The 18,635-nt window shown below is 56.3% G+C and carries 12 protein-coding genes and 1 rRNA gene; 10 read left to right on the top strand and 3 right to left on the bottom strand.

Going from position 1 to position 18,635, the window contains the following annotated elements; all coding sequences use genetic code 11:
• From rrf to birA, 3 genes are all read left to right on the top strand, one after another.
• A 5S ribosomal RNA gene (rrf, locus tag ACOTZF_RS23125) occupies window positions 1–85 on the top strand; the annotation flags it as partial.
• Between the two features lie 126 nt (window positions 86–211).
• On the top strand, window positions 212–1,240 hold the full coding sequence (gene murB, locus ACOTZF_RS23120; protein ID WP_129252962.1) for a UDP-N-acetylmuramate dehydrogenase: 1,029 nt from the start codon (window positions 212–214) through the stop codon (window positions 1,238–1,240).
• A complete protein-coding gene (gene birA / locus ACOTZF_RS23115; protein WP_129252964.1) occupies window positions 1,237–2,199 on the top strand; it encodes a bifunctional biotin--[acetyl-CoA-carboxylase] ligase/biotin operon repressor BirA in 963 nt (320 codons plus the stop codon). Before murB ends, birA begins: the two co-directional genes overlap by 4 nt.
• A 116-nt stretch (window positions 2,200–2,315) precedes the next feature.
• Here birA and bcsG read toward each other — a convergent pair whose 3' ends face one another.
• From bcsG to bcsE, 3 genes are read right to left on the bottom strand one after another with little or no spacing between them, the layout of a single operon-like run.
• Entirely contained in the window at window positions 2,316–3,995 is a 1,680-nt protein-coding gene (bcsG, locus tag ACOTZF_RS23110) for a cellulose biosynthesis protein BcsG (RefSeq protein WP_013099223.1), read from the bottom strand.
• A complete protein-coding gene (gene bcsF / locus ACOTZF_RS23105; RefSeq protein WP_028027931.1) occupies window positions 3,988–4,185 on the bottom strand; it encodes a cellulose biosynthesis protein BcsF in 198 nt (65 codons plus the stop codon). The genes bcsG and bcsF overlap by 8 nt, the downstream gene beginning before the upstream one ends.
• Window positions 4,179–5,741, bottom strand: a complete 1,563-nt coding sequence (gene bcsE / locus ACOTZF_RS23100; RefSeq protein WP_126347795.1) for a cellulose biosynthesis c-di-GMP-binding protein BcsE — start codon at window positions 5,739–5,741, stop codon at window positions 4,179–4,181. Before bcsE ends, bcsF begins: the two co-directional genes overlap by 7 nt.
• Before the next feature lie 173 nt (window positions 5,742–5,914).
• On the opposite strand from bcsE, the gene bcsR reads away from it, so the two are divergent.
• From bcsR to hmsP, 7 genes are all read left to right on the top strand, one after another.
• Entirely contained in the window at window positions 5,915–6,103 is a 189-nt protein-coding gene (gene bcsR, locus ACOTZF_RS23095) for a cellulose biosynthesis protein BcsR (RefSeq protein WP_013099220.1), read from the top strand.
• Between the two features lie 11 nt (window positions 6,104–6,114).
• The gene (gene bcsQ / locus ACOTZF_RS23090; protein ID WP_013099219.1) at window positions 6,115–6,867 is read left to right on the top strand and encodes a cellulose biosynthesis protein BcsQ; all 753 of its coding nucleotides are present in this window, start codon (window positions 6,115–6,117) and stop codon (window positions 6,865–6,867) included.
• Window positions 6,864–9,479, top strand: coding sequence for a UDP-forming cellulose synthase catalytic subunit (gene bcsA / locus ACOTZF_RS23085; RefSeq protein WP_029883686.1), 2,616 nt, complete (start codon window positions 6,864–6,866; stop codon window positions 9,477–9,479). Before bcsQ ends, bcsA begins: the two co-directional genes overlap by 4 nt.
• Before the next feature lie 10 nt (window positions 9,480–9,489).
• Window positions 9,490–11,913, top strand: a complete 2,424-nt coding sequence (bcsB, locus tag ACOTZF_RS23080; protein ID WP_129252966.1) for a cellulose biosynthesis cyclic di-GMP-binding regulatory protein BcsB — start codon at window positions 9,490–9,492, stop codon at window positions 11,911–11,913.
• Between the two features lie 6 nt (window positions 11,914–11,919).
• Entirely contained in the window at window positions 11,920–13,023 is a 1,104-nt protein-coding gene (gene bcsZ, locus ACOTZF_RS23075; RefSeq protein ID WP_129253018.1) for a cellulose synthase complex periplasmic endoglucanase BcsZ, read from the top strand.
• Window positions 13,005–16,487: a cellulose synthase complex outer membrane protein BcsC gene (gene bcsC, locus ACOTZF_RS23070; RefSeq protein ID WP_129252968.1), complete on the top strand. Its 3,483-nt coding sequence runs from the start codon at window positions 13,005–13,007 to the stop codon at window positions 16,485–16,487. Before bcsZ ends, bcsC begins: the two co-directional genes overlap by 19 nt.
• 119 nt (window positions 16,488–16,606) lie before the next feature.
• Window positions 16,607–18,613, top strand: a complete 2,007-nt coding sequence (gene hmsP / locus ACOTZF_RS23065) for a biofilm formation regulator HmsP (protein ID WP_129252970.1) — start codon at window positions 16,607–16,609, stop codon at window positions 18,611–18,613.
• Window positions 18,614–18,635: the final 22 nt, after the last annotated feature.

Genomic DNA, 18,635 nt, shown 5'->3' with positions numbered 1-18,635 from the left:
ACCCCATGCCGAACTCAGAAGTGAAACGCCGTAGCGCCGATGGTAGTGTGGGGTCTCCCCATGTGAGAGTAGGGAACTGCCAGGCATCAAATAAGTGAAGAGGCCATCCGAAAGGATGGCCTTTTTGCGTTTCTGCGCTGCACAAACTAATCCCCCACAACGTACTGCTTATACGGTAAACTACCTGCGTTTTTGCATCAGGATAGCGCCTATGAACCACTCCCTTAAGCCCTGGAATACCTTTGGTATTCAACGGAATGCTAATCACATTGTACGCGCCGATACGGCCCAGCAACTGCTGGATGCATGGCAACGCGCAAAAGAAAACAACGAACCCGTACTGATTCTGGGCGAAGGCAGCAATGTCCTGTTTCTCGATGATTTTGCCGGGACGGTCATTATTAACCGCATCATGGGAATTGAGGTCGAAGAGTGCGCCGATAGCTGGCGTTTGCGCGTAGGTGCCGGCGAAAACTGGCATCAACTGGTGCAATATACCCTCGAAAAAGGGATGCCGGGACTGGAAAACCTGGCTCTCATCCCGGGCTGTGCGGGATCATCGCCCATTCAAAATATCGGTGCGTATGGCATCGAACTCAAACACGTGTGCGACTATGTCGACTGCATTGAGCTGGCGACCGGTACGGCTCAGCGTTTAACGGCAGAGCAGTGCCGTTTTGGCTACCGTGACAGCATCTTCAAACATGAATATCAGGATCGCTACGTCATTGTCGCTGTGGGCCTGCGTCTGTCCAAAACCTGGCAGCCGGTGCTGACCTATGGTGATTTAACGCGCCTCGATCCGGCAACCGTCACCCCTCGCGATGTGTTTGACTCGGTTTGCCATATGCGCATGACCAAGCTGCCCGATCCCAAAGTAAACGGAAATGCCGGCAGTTTCTTTAAAAACCCGGTCATAAACAGCGAAAACGCGAAAGCATTGCTGGCTAAATGGCCTACGGCCCCGCATTATCCGCAGGCGGATGGCAGCGTGAAGCTGGCCGCAGGTTGGCTTATCGATCAGTGCCAGTTAAAAGGTACTGCCGTGGGCGGCGCAGCGGTTCACCGTCAGCAGGCACTGGTGCTTATCAATCAACACGATGCAACCAGCGACGACGTGGTGCAACTGGCGCACCATGTGCGTCAGCAAGTGGGTGAGAAATTTAACGTCTGGCTGGAGCCGGAAGTCCGCTTCATTGGTCGTACGGGTGAAGTGAATGCTGTGGAGACTATCGCGTGAAGGACAATACCATCCCGTTAACCCTGATTGGCATCCTGGCCGACGGTGAGTTTCATTCTGGCGAGCAATTAGGTGAGCAGCTGGGCATGAGCCGTGCTGCCATTAATAAACATATTCAGACCCTCCGCGACTGGGGGGTTGATGTCTTCACTGTGCCCGGAAAAGGCTACAGCCTGCCGGAGCCCATTCAGCTCCTGAACGAAGAACTCATCCGCAGCCAGATGGGGCAGGGTAACGTGGCCGTATTGCCGGTCATCGATTCGACAAACCAGTATCTGCTGGAGCGGATAGGCGAGCTGGAATCAGGGGATGCCTGCGTTGCAGAGTACCAGCAGGCCGGGCGCGGCCGTCGCGGGCGTAAATGGTTCTCACCGTTTGGCGCAAACCTCTATCTTTCCATGTACTGGCGTCTTGAGCAGGGGCCTGCCGCCGCAGTGGGTCTGAGTCTGGTGATTGGTATCGTTATGGCGGAAGTTCTGCATGAACTTGGCGCGGATAAAGTACGGGTAAAATGGCCAAATGACCTTTACCTGAACGATCGTAAGCTTGCCGGTATTCTGGTCGAACTGACGGGAAAAACTGGCGATGCGGCGCAAATTGTCATTGGTGCCGGTCTCAATATGGTAATGCGAAATGTGCAAAGCGATGTGGTGAATCAGGCGTGGACTAACCTGCAGGAAGCGGGGATCACCATCGATCGCAACACGCTTGCCGTGCGTATGATAAAAGAGCTGCGTACCTCCCTGTCTCTCTTTGAACAGGAAGGACTGGCATCGTTCCTGTCTCGCTGGGAAAAACTCGATAACTTTATCAACCGACCGGTGAAACTGCTGATTGGTGATAAGGAGATCTACGGTATCTCTCGCGGCATTGATGCACAGGGTGCCCTGCTCCTGGAGCAGGATGGCGTCATCAAGCCCTGGGTGGGCGGTGAGATCTCCCTGCGCAGCGCTGAATAAATGAGTATGCGCCCTAGAGGATGGAAGATGGCTATTATTCCGCGAGCCTGAAAATGCTCGTCTGGCTCGCGGAACAATAATTTCCTCTCCCCGAGGGGGAAGAGGGTCTGGAGAACTTACTGAGGATAAGGTACCCAGTCTCCGCCGTTCAGGCGAACGTACGGTTTGTTCTGGTACTGAATGACAACCGCATTCGCATTCTCTGACACTTCCGCGGTTTGCGGCAGATTGCTGGTGAGCTGATCCCAGTTCACGCTATCTTCCACAAACAGCTTGCCATCGACCGCGCGGGCCACGAGCTCAGAGATGGCCAGATAGCTGACTGGCTGAGTGATCTCAATCGGTGCGCCCTGATGCGGTGCCTTCATACCAAAGAATTTAATCCCGGCAGGCACGTTGGTAATGGACGGGCTGGGGATATCGCGCAGGCCGGACACCTGCATTCTGTCGCCTTTCAGCGCCCCACCGTGCTCCGGAACGACAACCACCATCACTTTACGGCCAGATTTTTCCAGCTCAGTGAAGAACGCATCCAGCTCATCAAAGAACTTCTGCGCACGCACTTTGTAATCTGCCGTTTTGCTCACGCCCGGGAAGTGATTACCGTCGTGAAGGGGCAGGGTGTTATAGAACGTGGCGCTGCGCGGATTGCTGTCTTTTTCAATGGTCTGCAACCAGCGCTGTAGCACGGCGGTATCGTCATAGACTGGCGAGCCATCGAAGCCCAGCAGCGTGACCGGCAGCCCGGTTTGATCCATCAGCGGTGCCTGCATACCCCCTTCTTCACGTACCTCTTTCAGGAAGTTACCGAACTGACCGTTATGCCCCAGCATCAGATGCTGCGTAAAGCCCAGTTTCGCCAGGTTATCGAACAGATAACACTGGTTGCCAGCGGGCTGATACAAATTCTTGTGTGATGGCTGGCCGCAGCTTGCTCGCAGCAGGCGGATGGCCGCCGGGCCGCTGTACGAGGTGGCAGAGTTAAAGTCTTTAAACTGGATATCGAAATGCGACCACAGCGGGTGCGACATTAAACCAGCCGCATCAACGTCAGCCCAGGAGAGGGAGCAGATGTTAATTACCAGCAGTTCAAACGGCTGAGCATCCGCCGGGAGTGCATCCGGGAATTTAGTCTGACGCTTATCTTCCGCGGTGTAGAAGCTGGAAAGCCAGGCATTCAGGTTGGTTGAGGTCGGCGGTGCGGTCTGCGCTGGAATATCGCCCACCACCGGCGTGTCGCCTGCCGTGGCAACGGTTGCTGCCGCGCTTCCTCCGGTGGTGGTCACCGTGCTGGTCGGTTGACCGGCAGGCCACAGGGAAAAACTTGGCCCAGCCAGCGTCAGAACGTTCAGCCAAATCATAATGGCAACGACAAACACCGTGACGCGGATCCACTGTGACAGAAACAGCCAGGCAACCAGCAGCACAAAGACCGCGCCAATCATCTGCCAGTTAATAAAGCGCTCGGTCAGGTCGAGGATATAGCTGGCGCTAAACCCGGCGACCTGCGAACCCTGACTCATGATGCTGTCCGGCCCCGGCAGCCAGGTATCATGCCAGAACAGCGCAAAACCCAGCGGGATCGCAACCCAGTGACGCAAGCGATGCAGCCTGATATTGGGCAGCGGCATCAGCAGGAAGGCCATAAACACCAGGTTCAGCAGAGGATGGAAGTTCAGATAGCCAGCCCACAGCAGACCAAACTTCACCAGAAAGTAGAAGTTCCAGCCGGAAAGGCCGCGCCAGTATTGCCACAGAGGCGATGGTGACGAAGCGGTATAAGTTGAGTTAGTCATGTTTTCGGTCTGCCTTGACGTGTGTTGCCCGTGTCAGTGTTCCGGCTGGTTTGACATAGCGAGGTTTGCCAAACGCCATTCTGGCCGTATCGCGAATACGACGCAGTGAATGGCGTGCATAATAACCAAGCGGGAAAAAGATCAGCGCACAGAATACAACCAGTTGAATGATATCGCTGATATTCATGATGGTGCGTTCTCCCCATTCTCAGTTAATAAGCGAAGGGGTTCCGGAACCCGACGCCAGATATGGCCGTCATGCCGTGCATTGAGGATCGGTTTGATATCGCTCGTGACAGGTAGCGGTTTCACCCAGTTTTCAGGCGCGAGGGCACGCATCTGCACCAGCTCAGCGCTGATCAGATTGTCTTCGAACCAAATCATACGGTTTGAGAAAATATCCCCGGTAGGCAGCGGGAAGATATGGTTCAGCGCGGTATCGAGATCGTTCACCCGACAAAAAGACAAAAACAGTACCAGGCGGTTGTCGCCAATCGTCATGATGTCCCCGGTACGGTTCGGGCGGCATAAGGTGAGCGCCTGTTCCACGCGGATCCCCGGTACAGGTCGCAGGGCAACCATTACCCCTTTCCCGTCTGCAGGAAGCAGCGTGTTGTTCATCATGTTGCCAACGGCATCGCAGAAGGTATCCCATTTCTGATAACCACGCAGTTTCATCGGCTGCGTCATGGATAGCAGCGTGGAAATATCTTCCGGTACGTGGCGGTTGAACTGCTGCCCCTGGACACTTTCGATAAGCGTCAGGCAGCGTGACAGAGGGGCATTCCACGGGATAACCATGTTTGCGCCACAGCCCAAAAGCAGACGTTCGTCCGTGGCACGCAGGCTGGTATTGTTTTCGCGTACCACAATTTTTAACGCGCTGCCGCGTTGACGACGTAAGGTATGAATTTGTCGTGCCAGCATTTCAATCTGGTTGTTCTGCATCAGCGAGAAAACAAGGGTTGCCGCCTGCGTCGTGCGGGCTTCATGAAAAAGCGCTTCATTGGACTCAAACAGGGACCAGTTTTCGGACAGCGCGGGCGCCCCCTCCAGTACCGCAATATGGCTCAGGATCCGTTTTTCATCGCTGCGCGGTTGCACCACGGTTTCTTCTTGCTGGGCAAGGTGCCACTCGCCGTCAATATGTTTAAGCGTAAGTTGCTGTCTGGCGCTCACGCCTTTTTCATTACACCAGAATGCAATATCGTAGAGATAGCTGCCCGCCTGGTCGCGCAGACTCGCCAGGCCGAATAGCGAGCGATACTCCGCCATTAAAAGTGAGAACAGCTTGTCGTTATTACTGCCGGGATTGATTATCAATAGCGTGCAATTTTGAAATTTTGCCCATTTATTGATTTTTTCCAGCCACTGCAGCAGTTTCTCCGTCGGGATATTTTGCAGGGCGTTATGTGAACATTTAAGAATCAATAAAAAGCGGTCTGGATTGATGGAACACTGAATGTCGCGGGACAAATAGTATAGACTATCTACTTCCGACGGCATGGAAAACAAGCGTACCGTCTGTGGACCGCGGTCTCGCTCAAGCGTAATAATTTGCTTCGGGTCTTCGCCCATACTAATGACAGCGACCCGGGAGTCCTTACCCTGCGCGGCAATTGTCTGGTTTACCAGACTGATAGCATCTTCATTACGATCCGAATTAACCCACCAGACTCCTCCGACTGGCATGTGGCGCAATTCGTCCCATAATGACTGGATGCCAATAGAAAATATGGAGTCCACGGTGTCCCTCTTTTCGTCTAATTTATCTGTATATCAGTTTACTAGCGAAAGCGTAGAAATAAACCTAACATTGAAATTAAAGAGCATCAGATTTAGCATGTAAATGAAATTTCACAGGGCAGGAAGCCTCGCGACTTCAGAGAGTAAAATGATACTCAAAGGGATGGAAAAAAATGGATAATAACGAACCCGGAACCCCAGTCGATTCGACCCTGGGTTACACATTCCAAAACGATTTTCTGGCGCTGACGCAGGCCTTTTCTTTACCTGAAATAGATTACACCGATATTTCCCAGCGGGAACAGTTGGCTGCGGCTATTAAACGTTGGCCGTTATTAGCTGAATTTACCCAACAACAATAAGGGAGCCATTGATGGCCATACTCGGATTACAGGGCGTCCGTGGTGGAGTGGGTACAACATCCGTTACCGCGGCGCTGGCGTGGTCATTACAGCTTTTAGGTGAATCGGTGCTGGTGATTGACGCCTGCGCCGACAATTTGCTGCGTATGTCATTTAACGTCGACTTTACCCGTACAGAGGGTTGGGCCCGCGCGTTGCTTGATGATAAAGACTGGCGTGATGCGGGTCTGCGTTACACCTCCCAGCTCGATCTCCTGCCGTTTGGTCAACTGACCACGACAGAGCGTGAGAATGAAGCCGCCTATCAGCGTTTATTTTCGCAATTCACACTCGCGCTGCAGAGCCTCAAAGAAAAAGGCCATTATCAGTGGATCCTGCTGGATCTGCCGCACGGTGCCGGCACGCTGACCCGACAGCTGATTGCCCAGTGCGACCACGTGCTCTCCATTGTGAACGTCGATGCTAATTGCCATATCCGTCTACATCAGCAGGGGTTGCCACAGAATAGCCATATCCTGATTAACGATTTACGCATTGGCAGCCAGATCCAGGACGATCTGTATCAGGTCTGGCTGCAAAGCCAGCGTCGTCTGCTGCCGATTGTGATCCATCGTGATGAGGGGATGGCGGAATGCCTCGCCTCCAAACAGCCACTTGGCGAGTATCGTAGCGATTCGCTGGCGGCAGAAGAGATCCTGACGCTGGCGAACTGGTGTCTGCTGCACTTCGCCCAAGAGGCGGATCCTGCCAGGGGTACGGTATGAGTCGACTCGCCAGCTGGTTACTCATCCCGCCGGTCAGTTCGCGTTTAAGCGACCATTACCGGCATTATCGCCGGCATGGTGCCTCGGCATTTAGCGCCGCGTTCGGCTGTTTCTGGATGATTCTGGCCTGGATGTTCATCCCCCTCGAGCACCCCCGCTGGCAGCGCATTCGTGCGCGACACAGTGAATTGTATCCGCACATTAATCCTGACCGTCCACGGCCGTTAGATCCGGCGCGGTACATCATTCAGGCCATCTGGCTGGTGGTTACGTCGCCGCGGCAGGAGAAAAAGACGCCGCACTGGCGCAGCTTCAGCCGGGTCCAGCTTTTACGCGAACGCTATCATCAGTGGCTGGACAGGCTGCCTGACCGCGTGGGCGATAAGACCAGCCATCTGGATAACCATAAAGAACTCGGGCATCTGCACCCGGGTTTACGGCGTTTTATTCTGGGCGTGATTGTAGTCTTCTCGCTCATTCTGGCGCTGGTCTGTATCACGCAACCCTTTAACCCGCTGGCGCAGTTCACTTTCCTGATCCTGCTGTGGGGCGTGGCGCTGCTGGTGCGGCGTATACCGGGGCGCTTCTCCGCCCTGATGCTGATTGTGTTATCACTGACCGTCTCCTGCCGCTACATCTGGTGGCGGTATACCTCAACGCTGAACTGGGATGACCCGGTCAGTCTGGTATGCGGTCTGGTGCTGCTGTTTGCTGAAACGTACGCCTGGATTGTGCTGGTGTTGGGCTATTTCCAGGTGATCTGGCCGCTCAACCGCCAGCCGGTTCCGCTGCCAAAAGATACGTCGCAGTGGCCGACTGTCGATCTCTTTGTGCCGACCTATAACGAAGATCTGAGCGTGGTGAAAAATACCATTTACGCCGCGCTGGGTATCGACTGGCCCAAAGATAAGCTCAAAATCTGGATCCTGGATGACGGCGGTCGGGCCGCGTTCCGTGAGTTCGCGCAGGAGGTGGGCGTTGAGTATATCGCCCGCACCTCTCACGAACATGCCAAAGCCGGGAACATCAACAACGCGCTGAAGTATGCGACAGGGGAGTTTGTCTCCATCTTTGACTGCGACCACGTGCCGACGCGCTCGTTCCTGCAGATGACGATGGGCTGGTTCCTGAAAGAGAAAGCGCTGGCGATGATGCAGACGCCGCACCATTTCTTCTCGCCGGATCCGTTTGAACGTAACCTCGGCCGTTTCCGTAAGACCCCGAACGAAGGCACGCTGTTCTATGGCCTGGTGCAGGACGGCAACGACATGTGGGATGCGACCTTCTTCTGCGGTTCCTGTGCGGTTATCCGCCGTAAACCGCTGGATGAAATTGGCGGCATCGCGGTTGAAACGGTCACTGAAGATGCCCATACCTCGCTACGCCTGCACCGTCGCGGCTATACCTCGGCCTATATGCGTATCCCTCAGGCGGCCGGTCTGGCGACGGAATCCCTGTCGGCGCATATCGGCCAGCGTATTCGCTGGGCGCGCGGGATGGTACAGATTTTCCGTCTTGATAACCCGCTGTTGGGTAAAGGCCTCAAGCTGGCGCAACGTCTGTGCTATGTCAACGCCATGTTCCACTTCTTATCCGGTATTCCGCGGCTGATCTTCCTGACCGCGCCGCTGGCGTTCCTGCTTCTTCACGCCTATATCATCTACGCGCCCGCGCTGATGATTGCGCTGTTTGTTCTGCCGCACATGATCCACGCGAGCCTGACCAACTCGAAGATTCAGGGCAAGTATCGCCACTCATTCTGGAGTGAAATCTACGAAACGGTGCTGGCCTGGTACATCGCGCCGCCAACGATGGTGGCGCTGATTAACCCGCATAAAGGCAAGTTTAACGTCACCGCGAAGGGTGGCCTGGTGGAAGAGGAGTATGTCGACTGGGTGATCTCCCGTCCGTACATCTTCCTGGTGCTGCTGAACATTGTGGGGGTGATTGCCGGTATCTGGCGCTACTTCTACGGTCCGGAAAACGAAATCCTGACGGTGTTCGTCAGTATGGCATGGGTATTTTACAACCTGATTATCCTTGGCGGCGCGGTGGCGGTGTCGGTGGAAAGCAAGCAGGTACGTCGCGCGCATCGTGTTGAAATCAGCATGCCTGCGGCGATAGCCCGTGAAGATGGTCATCTCTTCTCCTGTACCGTTCATGACTTCTCCGACGGTGGTCTGGGTATCAAAATCAACGGACAGGCGAAGGTGCTGGAAGGGCAGAAGGTTAACCTGTTGCTTAAGCGTGGCCAGCAGGAGTATGTCTTCCCGACACAGGTTGTGCGTGTGGCAGGCAATGAAGTGGGTCTGCAACTGATGCCGCTGACCAGGAAGCAACATATTGATTTTGTGCAGTGTACGTTTGCCCGCGCGGATACGTGGGCTCTCTGGCAGGACAGCTTCCCGGAAGATAAGCCTCTGGAAAGCCTGCTGGATATTCTGAAGCTGGGGTTCCGTGGCTATCGTCACCTTGCAGAATTTGCCCCGTCGTCGGTGAAAATAATTTTCCGGTCACTTACTTCGCTGGTTTCCTGGGTCGTGTCGTTCATTCCTCGTCGTCCTGAGCGGGATGAGGCGAAGCAGGCGGACCCGGTTATGGCTCAACAATGATGATAACGCGATGAAAACAAAACTTTCCTGGTTATGTGCAGTGGCAATGGGGATGAGTACGCTCCCCGCAACAATGGCTAACGCAGCGCCTGATAACGCCGCGGCCACGCCAGCTCCTACGGTGCCTGTGGTGTCGCAAGCGACCGAGCCGGTTGTCACCGCGGCGCCCGGTCAAACAGAAAATCTCGTTCCCAACCAGCCGACAGCGGGAAATACCCTGCCGGCCGACGCGCAGGTTGTGGGGCAGGTGATGCCGGGCGTTCCGGGGGCTAATGCGCCTGTTGTCACAGAGAATGCCCCGTCGCGGGACGTGAAGCTCACCTTTGCGCAGATTGCGCCGCCTCCGGGCAGCATGGTGCTGCGCGGCGTCAATCCTAAAGGCGGCGTTGAGTTTGGTATGCGCAGCGATGAGGTTGTGTCGAAGGCGGTGCTGAACCTGGAATATACCCCTTCTCCTTCGCTGCTGCCGACCCAGTCTCAGCTGAAGGTCTACCTGAATGACGAACTGATGGACGTGCTGCCGGTCACCAAAGAGCAGTTGGGTAAGAAAACCCTGGCTCAGGTGCCGATCAACCCGCTGTTTATCACCGACTTTAACCGTATCCGTCTGGAATTCGTGGGCCACTACCGTGACGTCTGCGAAAACCCGGCCAGCAACACGCTGTGGATGGATGTCGGGCGTAACTCATCTCTGCAGATGACCTACCAGTCGCTGGCGCTGAAAAACGATCTCTCCGCGTTCCCGGTGCCGTTCTTCGATCCGCGTGATAATCGCCCGTTAAACCTGCCGATGGTCTTTGCATCCTCACCGGACGTCACGGAGCAACTGGCAGCGACCATCGTGGCCTCCTGGTTCGGCTCCCGTTCCGGCTGGCGCGGGCAGAACTTCCCGGTTGTGTATGACAAGATCCCTGACAGAAATGCCATCATCTTTGCGACCAACGCGAAGCGTCCTGCTTTCCTGCGTGAGCACCCGGATGTCAAAGCGCCGACCATTGAGATGATAAGCCACCCGGATAACCCGTATGTGAAACTGCTGGTGGTTTTCGGGCGTGATGAGAAAGACCTGGTGCAGGCGGCAAAAGCGATTGCACAGGGGAATATCCTGTTCCGCGGCAGTAGCGTGGTTGTCGATGAGGTCAAGCCGCTGCTGGCACGTAAACCTTATGACGCGCCAAACTGGGTACGTACCGACCGCGCCGTCACCTTCGGCGAGCTGAAAACCTATGAAGAGCAGCTGCAGTCGACAGGGATTGAGCCGTCTCCTGTCAGCCTGTCGCTGAACCTGCCGCCGGACCTGTATCTGCTGCGCACCACCGGTATCGATATGAACATGAACTATCGTTACACCGCGCCGTCAACCAAAGACAGTTCGCGCATGGATATCAGCCTGAATAACCAGTTCCTGCAGTCGTTTAATCTGGTGAGTAATCAGGAAACGAACCGTCTGCTGCTGCGTTTGCCGGTACTGCAGGGGCTGCTGGATGGTAAAACCGATGTCTCCATCCCGGCGCTGAAGCTCGGGGCGGTAAACCAGCTGCGCTTTGATTTCCAGTACATGAATCCAATGCCGGGCGGTTCGGTGGACAACTGCATCACCTTCCAGCCGGTGCAGAACCATGTCGTGATTGGCGATGAATCGACCATCGACTTCTCGAAGTACTATCACTTCCTCGCCATGCCGGATCTGCGGGCATTTGCTAACGCGGGCTTCCCGTTCAGCCGTATGGCGGACCTGTCTGAATCCATTGTTGTGATGCCAAAAGCACCAAATGAAGGGCAGGTGACGACGCTGCTGGACACCATGGCGACCGTAGGCGCGCAAACGGGCCTGCCGGCGATTAACGTTACCCTGACGGATGATGGCACTCAAATTCAGAACAAAGATGCGGACATCATGGTGATCGGTTCCATCCCGGATAAGCTGAAGGATGAGAAGCGTATCGATCTGCTGGTTCAGGCAGCCCAGTCCTGGGTTAACACGCCGCTGCGTCAGACCGAGTTCCCGAGCATCATGCCGGATATCAACGATCGTAAAGCCAGCGCGCAGACGGCTGTCACGTCTCAGGGGGCGATGGCGGCCGTGGTCGGCTTCCAGTCACCGTATAACGATCAGCGTAGCGTGATTGCCCTGCTCGCAGACAGCCCGCGTGGCTACGAACTGCTCAACAGTGCGATGAACGACAGCGGTAAACGTGCCGCGATGTTCGGCTCTGTGTCGGTGATCCGTGAGTCGGGCGTGAACAGCCTGCGCGTAGGCGATGTGTACTATGTGGGGCATCTGCCATGGTTCGAACGTCTGTGGTATGCGCTCTCTAACCATCCGATTCTGCTCGCTATCCTGGCCGCCGTCAGCGTGGTGCTGCTGGCCTGGGTGCTGTGGCGTCTGCTGCGTATCATCAGCCGTCGTCGCCTGAATCCGGATCATGAGTAAGATGTGATGAAAGCCTTTCGCTGGTGTGTCATTGCGTTGATGCTGGCAGCGGCGCCTCTGCGCGCCGCCTGTACCTGGCCTGCCTGGGAGAAATTTAAACAGGATTACATCAGCGAGGGCGGGCGGGTCATTGATCCCAGCGACACGCGTAAAATCACTACCTCGGAAGGGCAAAGCTACGCGCTGTTCTTTGCCCTCGCCGCGAATGACCGTAAAGCGTTCGACAAGGTGCTGGCATGGACGCGGGATAACCTTGCCGGGGGGCATCTCGACGACACGCTCCCCGCCTGGTTATGGGGGCAAAAAGACAAAGACACCTGGGCGGTTATCGATACCAATTCCGCCTCGGATGCCGATATCTGGATCGCCTGGTCCCTGCTTGAAGCGGGGCGGTTATGGAAAGACGCTGACTATACCCGTACGGGCAAGACGCTACTCGAGCGCATCGCCCGCGAAGAAGTGGTGAAAGTACCTGGCCTCGGTCTGATGCTGCTGCCCGGTAAAGTTGGCTTTGTCGATGAGAACGCCTGGCGTTTTAATCCCAGCTATCTTCCTCCACAGCTCGCAAGCTACTTCACGCGTTTTGGCGCCCCGTGGACCACCCTGCGTGAGACCAATCTGCGCTTGCTGCTGGAGAGTGCGCCGAAAGGTTTTTCACCGGACTGGGTGCAATACCAGAAAAACAAAGGCTGGCGGTTACAGCAGAAGCCGCCGCTGGTGGGGGGATATGACGCCATCCGCGTCTATCTCTGGGTGGGGATGATGAACGATAACGATCCTCAAAAAGCCCGGCTGCTGGCGCGCTTCAGGCCGATGGCCGCCACCACAACAAAACAGGGTGTACCACCGGAAAAAGTGAATGTGGTGAGTGGAGCACGCACGGGCAATGGCCCGGTCGGCTTCTCTGCCGCCATGCTGCCTTTTTTACAACAGCGTGATGCGCAGGCCGTCCAGCGCCAGCGCGTGGCTGACCACTTTCCTGATAATAATGCTTACTACAGTTATGTACTGACTCTCTTTGGACAAGGATGGGATCAGCATCGTTTTCGTTTCACCACAAAAGGTGAATTAATACCGGATTGGGGCCAGGAATGCGCAAGTTCACAGTAAATCTACTCAGTTTATCGCTTGGCCTGGCGCTGATGCCGCTGGCTCAGGCCGTCAACTCTCCACAGCAGCAACAGCTGCTGGAACAGGTGCGCCTGGGGGAATCGACGCAGCGTGAAGATTTGGTGCGTCAGTCGCTCTATCGTCTTGAGCTGATCGACCCGAACAACCCTGACGTTATTGCGGCACGTTTTCGCTATCTGCTTCGTCAGGGCGACAACGCTGGCGCACAAAAAGAGTTGGATAGACTGAAAGGGATCGCCCCCGGTTCCAGCGCGTACCAGTCCTCGCGCAACACGATGCTACTTTCCACGCCGGATGGCCGCCAGCAGTTACAGCAGGCTCGCTTACTCGCCACGACAGGCCATACCCAAGAGGCGATTGCCGCCTATGACAAGCTGTTCGACGGCAACCCGCCGGGCGGCGACGTGGCAACAGAATACTGGAATGTGGTGGCGAAAGATCCCGCCCGCCGCAATGCGGCCATTAATCAACTGAAAAAGATTAACAGCAGCAGCCCCGGCAATACGCAGCTGCAGTCGACGCTGGCCCAGCTGCTGTTCCAGACCGGGCGCCGTGATGAAGGCTTTGCGGTGCTGCAGGAGATGGCCAAATCCAGCAATGGCCGCAGCCAGGCGTCGGATATGTGGTATGCGCAGATCAAAGACCAGCCTGTCAGCAGTGCCAGCGTCTCCGCGCTGCAAAAGTACCTGAGCGTATTCAGTGACGGTGAGAACGTAACCGCCGCGCGTTCACAGCTTGAAGCGCAGCAAAAACAGCTCGCCGATCCAACTTTCCGTGCGAAAGCGCAAGGCCTGGCGGCAGTGGATGCCGGACAGGGTGATAAGGCGGTGGCGGAACTGCAAAAGGCGGTCAGCGCAAACCATGCCGACAGCGAAGCCATTGGCGCGCTGGGCCAGGCGTACTCCCAGAAAGGCGACCGTGCTCGCGCGGTGGCACAGTTTGAAAAGGCGATCGCCCTCGATCCGCAGAGCGATAACCGCGGCAAATGGGACAGCTTGCTGAAGGTGAACCGTTACTGGCTGCTGATCCAGCAGGGGGATGCGGCGCTGAAAGCGAATAACCCGGCACAGGCGGAGCGCTATTATCAACAGGCGCGCACTATCGACAATAGCGACAGTTATGCGGTGCTGGGGCTGGGTGATGCCGCAGCGGCACGTAAAGATAACGACGCCGCCGAGCGCTATTATCGGCAGGCATTACGCATGGACAGCGGCAACAGTAACGCGGTCCGCGGACTGGCCAATATTTATCGCGCACAGTCGCCGGAGAAAGCCTCGCAGTTTATCCAGTCGCTCTCCGCCAGTCAGCGTCGCAGCATTGATGATATTGAACGTAGCCTGACCAACGAACAGCTCTCCGCCCAGGCCGAGCAGCTGGAGAACCAGGGCAAATACGCCCAGGCCGCCGAGGTTCAGCGTCGTCGTCTGGCGCTCTCTCCAGGCGACGTATGGATCACCTATCGCCTGTCGCGCGATCTCTACAGCGCAGGCCAGCGCAGTCAGGCAGATACCCTGATGCGTCAGCTTGCCAGCCAGAAACCGACCGACCCGGATCAGGTGTATGCCAACGGGCTCTATCTTTCCGGTAACGACCAGGATCGTGCCGCGCTGGCCCATCTGGAGACGCTGCCGCGCAGCCAGTGGAACGGCAATATTCAGGAGCTTGCCGACCGCCTGCAAAGTAATCAGGTGCTCGAAACCGCCAATCGCCTGCGCGACAGCGGCAAAGAGCAGGAGGCGGAAAATCTTCTTCGTCAGCAACCTGCTTCTACCCGTATCGATTTAACCCTGGCGGACTGGGCGCAGCAGCGGGGCGATCTCAGTGCAGCAAAAACGGCATACAGCGGCGTGTTGCAGCGCGAGCCACAAAACGAAGATGCGATCCTCGGCCTGACCGAAATCTACAGTGCGCAGGGCGACAAAGACGCTGCGCGTGCCGAACTGGCGAAACTGCCTGCGACGCAAAATGGCCAGCCGTTGTCGCTCAACATGCAGCGCCGCATCGCGATGGCGCAGGCGGGGCTGGGTGATTCTGCTGCCGCAGAAAAGACGTTCAACAGCATCATTCCGCAGGCAAAATCACAGCCTGCATCAATGGAAAACGCGCTGGTGCTGCGTGATGCGGCACGTTTTCAGACGCAAAACGGCCAGCCTCAGCAGGCGCTGGAGACCTATAAAGATGCCATGGTCTCCTCTGGCATCACCACCACCCGTCCGGCAGACAATGACACCTTTACGCGCCTGACGCGTAACGACGAAAAAGATGACTGGCTGAAGCGCGGCGTGCGTAGCGATGCCGGTGATTTGTATCGCCAGCAGGATGTTAACGTTACGCTGCAGCACGACTACTGGGGATCCAGCGGTACCGGCGGCTACTCCGACCTCAAAGCCCACACCACCATGCTGCAGGTGGATGCGCCGCTCTCTGATGGACGGATGTTCTTCCGCAGCGATCTGGTCAATATGGATGCCGGTTCGTTTGCCACTAACAACGGCACCTACGATCCCAAATGGGGGACCTGTGCCGAAACGCCATGTCGCGGCAACACCAGTCAGACGTCAAACGGCGCAAGCGTGGCCGTGGGCTGGCAGAATAAAACCTGGGCATGGGATATCGGCACCACGCCAATGGGCTTTGACGTAGTGGATGTGGTCGGCGGGGTGAGCTACAGCAACGATCTCGGTCCCATCGGCTACACCGTTAACGCCCACCGTCGCCCGATCTCCAGCTCTCTGCTGGCCTTTGCCGGGCAAAAAGACACCAATACCGGCACCACCTGGGGCGGCGTGCGCGCCACCGGCGGTGGCGTGAGCATCAGCTACGATAAAGGCGAGGCGAACGGCATCTGGTCAAGCCTGAACGCGGAATCGCTGACCGGGAAAAATGTAGAGGATAACTGGCGCGTCCGCTGGATGACCGGTTACTACTACAAGCTGATTAATAAAAACAACGAGCGCCTGACTGTCGGTGTCTCTAACATGCTCTGGCACTACGATAAAGATCTGAGCGGCTATACCCTGGGTCAGGGCGGCTATTATAGCCCGCAGGAATATGTCTCCTTTGCGCTGCCGGTCACCTGGCGTAAACGCACGGAGAACTGGTCCTGGGAGCTGGGCGGATCTGTCTCATGGTCTCACTCCAAAACCAACGATGTGCTGCGCTATCCCCTTCAGGGACTCATTCCCGTCGATGAGCCAGGCCGCTACACCGACAGGGGGGCGATGGAAACCGGCAGCAGCTCCTCAGGCACCGGTTATACCGCGCGGGCCATTGTCGAGCGCCGGGTCACGTCCAACTGGTTTGTGGGTCTTGGCGTGGATATTCAGGAAGCGAAAGACTATACCCCAAGCCATGCGCTGCTCTATGTACGCTACTCCGCCGCAGGCTGGCAGGGTGATATGGACTTACCGCCACAGCCGCTCATTCCCTACGCGGACTGGTAATCGGATTTTACTTAATCCATTTGTAAGTCTCTCTTAAAAGTGCGGCGATCGGGTATACTCAGGCGCGCCAGGTTTACACCCTGGTGCGCCCTGCGCTTCGAGTTCTGTGGAGAGTCATTTTGCGTGTCAGCCGTTCCTTAACGATCAAACAGATGGCGATGGTTTCTGCTGTCACCTTGCTGTTTGTACTGCTATTTTGCGTCATTTTGCTGTTTCATTCCGTGCAGCAGAATCGCTATAACACGGCTTCGCAATTAGAAAGTATTGCCCGCTCGGTGCGTGGCCCGCTTTCGGCTTCTATTCTGAAAGGCGATATTCCCGAAGCGGAAACCATTTTAAAACGTATTCAGCCTGCGGGCGTCGTCAGCCGCGCAGACGTGGTGCTGCCGAACCAGTTCCAGGCGTTGCGGATGAGTTTTATCCCGGAACGTCCCGTCCCGATGATGGTGATGCGCCTGTTTGAACTGCCGGTACAAATTTCGCTTCCCATCTACTCGCTTGAACGCCCTGCGAATCCGCAGCCGCTGGCCTATCTTGTTCTGCAGGCGGACTCGTACCGCATGTATAAATTCGTCATGAGCTGGTTTATTACGTTAGTGACCACTTGCTTACTTATGACGCTGATACTGAGCGTGGCGCTGACCTGGTGCATTAACCGGCTGATTGTCCACCCGCTGCGGCGTATCGCCCGGGAGCTGAACGCGCTTTCTCCCCAGGAGCAGATGGGTCATCAGCTTGAGCTGCCCCGCCTGCATCATGACGATGAGATCGGCATGCTGGTGCGCAGCTACAACCTCAACCAGCAGCGCATTCAGCGTCAGCAGGATGAACTGAACAGTAGCGCCACCCGTTTCCCGGTGTCGGAGCTGCCTAATAAAGCGTTCCTGATGGCGATGCTGGAGCAGACCGTGGCGCGCCAGCAGACCACGGCGCTGATGGTCATCGCCTGTGAAACCCTGCAGGATACCGCTGGGGTGCTCAAGGAGAGCCAGCGTGAAATGCTGTTACTGACGCTGGTCGAAAAGGTTAAATCGGTGCTTGCTCCACGTATGGTGCTGACTCAGGTCAGCGGTTATGACCTGGTGGTGATTGCGAACGGCGTGAAAGAGCCGTGGCATGCGATCACGTTAGGTCAGCAAGTACTCACTGTCATTAATGAGCGGCTGCCCATTCAGGGTATTCAGCTTCGCCCCAGCGCCAGTATCGGGATTGCTATGTTCTATGGCGATCTGACCGCAGAGCAGCTCTATCGTCGCGCCTTCTCGGCGGCATTCACCGCCCGTCGCAAAGGGAAAAACCAGATCCAGTTCTTCGACCCGGATCAGATGGAAAAGGCGCAGCAGCGTCTGACGGAAGAGAGCGACATCCTCACCGCGCTGGATAACCACCAGTTTGCCCTCTGGCTCCAGCCGCAGGTCAATTTGCTGACGGGTGAAGTGGAAAGCGCGGAAGCGCTGTTGCGCGTGCAGCAGCCGGATGGCAGCTGGGAGCTGCCGGAAGGGTTAATCGAACGTATTGAGTCCTGTGGTCTGATGGTCACGGTGGGTTACTGGGTGCTTGAGGAGTCATGCCGCCAGCTTGCCGCCTGGCAGGAGCGTGGTGTCAACCTGCCGCTGTCGGTCAATCTCTCTGCCCTGCAGTTGATGCATCCCACTATGGTCTCGGAGATGCTGGAGCTCATCAATCGCTACCGGATCCAGCCGGATACGCTGATTCTGGAAGTGACGGAAAGCCGCCGTATTGACGACCCGAATGAGGCGGTCGCGATCCTCAAACCGCTGCGCAACGCCGGTATCCGCATCGCGCTGGATGATTTTGGCATGGGCTATGCCGGACTGTGTCAGCTTCAGCACATGAAAACGCTGCCGGTGGATGTCCTGAAAATCGACAAAGCGTTTGTCGATGGGCTGCCGGAAGACAGCAGCATGGTGCAAGCCATTATTCAGATGGCGCGTAGTCTCAACCTGAATCTGATTGCTGAGGGTATCGAGACGGAAGCACAGCGCCGCTGGCTGGCTGAGGCGGGTGTCGGTAAAGGCCAGGGCTTCCTCTTTGCCCGTGCCGTCCCGTCGGATGTCTTTGAACAACGGTACCTTTCCGGCGCTGGCAATAACGCAAAAGTGTAATTTTGTTGCTGGCTTGTGCGAG

Source organism: Enterobacter cloacae complex sp. SHL021, from assembly GCF_049237765.1.
Classification (GTDB): Bacteria; Pseudomonadota; Gammaproteobacteria; order Enterobacterales; family Enterobacteriaceae; genus Enterobacter; species Enterobacter cloacae.
Note: the sequence above shows the minus strand (reverse complement) of the source record. Positions and strands in the feature narration are given on the sequence as shown.